Consider the following 2,611-nt stretch of genomic DNA (forward strand, 5'->3'; position numbering starts at 1 on the left):
ACCAGGTTTGGGCTTGGTGGCTTGAATTGCGACTTAAGAAAACGTGTTGTCAGTTATAAATCTGGGAGCTCGCCAGTTAGGTCCTTTGACGGCAACGGGTCCGTCGCCATTGGCCAACACACCCTGTTCGAAAAGTTGTGCATAGGTTTTCAGCAGTTCGCCATTGGCAATGAGTTCGAATTTGTAGCGACCAATCATTCTATCCAGCGATGGATACGCCAGTCCGATACCAAAGGCTGTCAGAACGTCTGCGATGGGTTCGTTTTTTACGATTTGCTCGATCGGGGTCATTGGTAGGTTCCTTTAAGCAGTTGTTCATATATGCGATCTATCTGGCTGTTTACTGCCTGAACCGCGTCTGGTGAGTACAACAAATGGTCTTCACTACCCAGTTTGTAATCCTCCAGTGTTGCGGTGTGCGCGTTGTTCCAGGCAGGAGATCCGCTTTCAGGTTTGAACTCATCGCTAAGCCCCATTGCTCGAAACCTTTCCAGCTCCCTGATCTCATGAGTGTAATAGCGTAAATCCGTATCGGTGAGCATCCAGTGCCCGCTGAGAATTTTTTCCAGACGTTGAATCATGATTTCGTTGGCATCTGATTGGTCAAGCCTCGCGATATGTATTTTCACAGCATCAATTCCGGCTTTAGTGATAACCGCCGCTCGCCAATGGCGGTAATACGGATTTCATCAAGCATCAGGGGTGGAGGTCTTTGCATATTCATGTCCTTTTGAATGTGCGTGATAACTTGCTGGCAGGTCAGCGCGGCCGATAGTGACGTCCGTGTCACCAGCGAGTGATTGAGGTGTTTCAAGTTACATCAGAGTCGCTGTTAAAAAATCTGAGAAGCCCGTAAGTAACAGGGTGTTGTTTTGAGAGGGTTTTCGCCGACTAATCACAAAGCGGGGAGAATTCGCCTACGCAGCAGGAAAGGTCCGACGTTGTTCTCGGAAAGTGTTTGCAGGTCTTAGGGAATGGTTTTTCAACAGCCATAAAAAAGGCCGCTGCAAACGCAGCGGCCAAGGTAAGACGTTGGATCAAGGAGCTACAAATCAACGTCAGTGAACACCGGGGCGATGAACCGACATCTCGATTCATCTGAAATCTGTTGCCAGTCGCTTCCATGACTCAGCGTAGCTGGCTTCGTGCTTTTCGGCGTATTGCCTGAAAGCGCGCTCAGAATAAGGTGTTGAGCCTGTAGGAAAAATACCGATCTCTGACATGCACTGTTACGGGGCATGTAACAGTCATCTCGCCCCACCGGCTTCATGCGCGGTACTGATGATCCTCTATCCAGCCAATCCATGGCTCGCGCAAAGGCCCGTTTCGCAAGGGCATTCATCCTTTCGAGCGACAACACGAATACCTCCTTGGTGCGCTTATCGACCCGGTCACCCGGCAGTAGGGTGGGGCCTTCTGTCACTCACCGGGGAAGACGCATGACAACAAAAACAATGCGCGCCATCTTCATACCGCAGGCGCTGGCAGCCGCGGTGGCTTTGGGTTGCTGTGCTCAGGCGCAGGCGGTTTCGTTCAATATCGGGGAAATCGAGGGGACGTTCGACTCGTCGCTGTCGATCGGTGCGAGTTGGGGCATGCGCGATGCCGAGAAGTCGCTGGTCGGCACAGTCAACGGTGGGACCGGACAATCCTCGACCGGTGATGACGGACGCTTGAACTTCAAGAAGGGTGAGACCTTTTCGAAGATCTTCAAAGGCATCCACGACCTCGAATTGAAGTACGGCGACACCGGTGTGTTCGTGCGTGGCAAGTATTGGTACGACTTCGAACTCAAGGACGAAGACCGCGAGTTCAAGCCGATCAGCGACAGCGGCCGCAAGGAAGGCGCGAAGTCCTCCGGGGCGCAGATTCTCGATGCGTTCGTTTATCACAACTATTCCATCGCGGACTTGCCGGGCACTGTGCGCGCCGGCAAGCAAGTGGTCAGTTGGGGTGAAAGTACCTTCATCGGCAACTCGATCAACAGCATCAACCCGATCGACGTTTCGGCGTTTCGGCGCCCCGGTGCCGAGATCAAGGAAGGCCTGATTCCGGTGAACATGCTGTTCGGCTCGCAAAGCCTCACCGACAAACTCTCGGTGGAAGGTTTCTATCAACTGGAGTGGGATCAGACGGTTCTCGACAACTGCGGCACGTTCTTCGGTGTCGATGTGGCGTCGGACGGGTGCAACAACAACTACACCGTCGGCAGCCCTGCGATTGCACCGTTTGTGCCGTTGACCCAAGCCTTTGGTCAAGGCATTCAGGTAACTCGCGAAGGCGTGGTGGTACCCCGTGGCGGTGACCGCGATGCACGGGATTCCGGCCAGTGGGGCACGGCATTGCGCTGGCTCGGTGACGACACCGAGTACGGCCTCTACTTCATGAATTACCACAGCCGCACACCCACGGTGGGGACCACCACCGCGGGGCTTTCGACCCTGGCGGCATTGCCGGGTATGGTCGGCATCGCCAATCGTCTGGCCCCCGGCAGCGGTTCGGGACTGGCGCAAAGTGTGATGCTCGGACGTGGCCAGTACTTCCTCGAATACCCTGAAGACATTCGTCTGTACGGTGCGAGTTTTTCGACCACGTTGCCGACCGGCACCGC

Annotated in this window: 4 protein-coding genes; 1 reads left to right on the forward strand and 3 read right to left on the reverse strand. The window is 54.5% G+C overall.

What is annotated here, in order from left to right; translation table 11 throughout:
- Window positions 1–33: 33 nt before the first annotated feature.
- From DBR24_RS02880 to DBR24_RS02890, 3 genes are read right to left on the reverse strand one after another with little or no spacing between them, the layout of a single operon-like run.
- Window positions 34–291: an immunity protein gene (locus DBR24_RS02880; RefSeq protein WP_128613844.1), complete on the reverse strand. Its 258-nt coding sequence runs from the start codon at window positions 289–291 to the stop codon at window positions 34–36.
- On the reverse strand, window positions 288–629 hold the full coding sequence (locus tag DBR24_RS02885; RefSeq protein WP_123464745.1) for a hypothetical protein: 342 nt from the start codon (window positions 627–629) through the stop codon (window positions 288–290). Before DBR24_RS02885 ends, DBR24_RS02880 begins: the two co-directional genes overlap by 4 nt.
- Window positions 626–814 carry a hypothetical protein gene (locus DBR24_RS02890; RefSeq protein WP_128613845.1) on the reverse strand — a complete coding sequence of 63 codons (189 nt, stop codon included), beginning with the start codon at window positions 812–814 and terminating at the stop codon, window positions 626–628. The genes DBR24_RS02885 and DBR24_RS02890 overlap by 4 nt, the downstream gene beginning before the upstream one ends.
- A 625-nt stretch (window positions 815–1,439) precedes the next feature.
- Here DBR24_RS02890 and DBR24_RS02895 point away from each other — a divergent pair.
- Window positions 1,440–2,611: DUF1302 domain-containing protein (locus DBR24_RS02895; protein WP_146188940.1), on the forward strand; the 1,172-nt coding region annotated here is incomplete at its 3' end.

Source organism: Pseudomonas sp. HMWF006 (assembly GCF_003061205.1).
Taxonomy (GTDB): domain Bacteria; phylum Pseudomonadota; class Gammaproteobacteria; order Pseudomonadales; family Pseudomonadaceae; genus Aquipseudomonas; species Aquipseudomonas monsensis.